This is a genomic window from Komagataeibacter intermedius TF2, from assembly GCF_000964425.1.
Classification (GTDB): domain Bacteria; phylum Pseudomonadota; class Alphaproteobacteria; order Acetobacterales; family Acetobacteraceae; genus Komagataeibacter; species Komagataeibacter intermedius.
Genome location: NZ_BANF01000256.1, coordinates 1 through 745, shown reverse-complemented (window position 1 = coordinate 745; position 745 = coordinate 1). Strand labels below are relative to the sequence as shown.

Here is a 745-nt window from a genome sequence, read left to right as displayed (position 1 = left end):
CAGACCAGAAATATTCAGCAAGGCGTCAGTCGCCGGGAGCTTACTGCTCAACCGCTGGCTGCGGCAGCACGGCCGGACATTCAAAAAAGACCGCTCATGCACTGGAGCAGGAGCGTGAAGACGTCTTGAAGCGACGGCAGGAGTGGTTCGCTCTCCAGCCCGATCTCGATCCGCAGCGACTGGTGTTCATTGACGAAACCAGCCTCTCAACGAAACTGGCCCGTTTGCGCGGGCGTGCCTTGCGCGGGGAACGCTGCCGCGCCGGTGTGCCGCACGGCCACTGGAAAACCACGACCTTCACCGGTGGGCTACGTCTGACAGGCCTGACCGTGCCCTTCGTACATGATGGTCCCATGAACGGCACAATCTTTCAGGTCTACGTCGAACGGGTTCTTATCCCGACACTGAAGCCGGGCAATATCGTCGTGTTGGACAATCTTCCGGCGCATAAGCTTTCTGCAATACAGAAGGTCATTGAGCAGGCAGGGGCGGAACTGATGTTCCTTCCGCCATACAGCCCGGACTTCAATCCCATCGAGATGACCTTCTCAAAACTCAAGGCCTTGCTGCGCGCCAGAGCCGAACGGACTGTCCGTGCTCTGTGGGATACCGTCGGCGCGCTGCTTCCGGCTTTCACATACAGTGAATGCGCCAGCTTCTTTACAGCCGCTGGATATGAACCAGACTAAAGTGGAACCGCTCTAGAGCACTCAAATGAGCAAAACGCTTCTCAAAACGGAAAACA

General features: G+C 57.2%; 1 protein-coding gene. It reads left to right on the top strand.

The window, feature by feature from the left end; all coding sequences use genetic code 11:
- Positions 1–689 (top strand): IS630 family transposase (locus B7449_RS16750; protein WP_408734934.1); only part of this gene is annotated, 689 nt, incomplete at its 5' end.
- Positions 690–745: the final 56 nt, after the last annotated feature.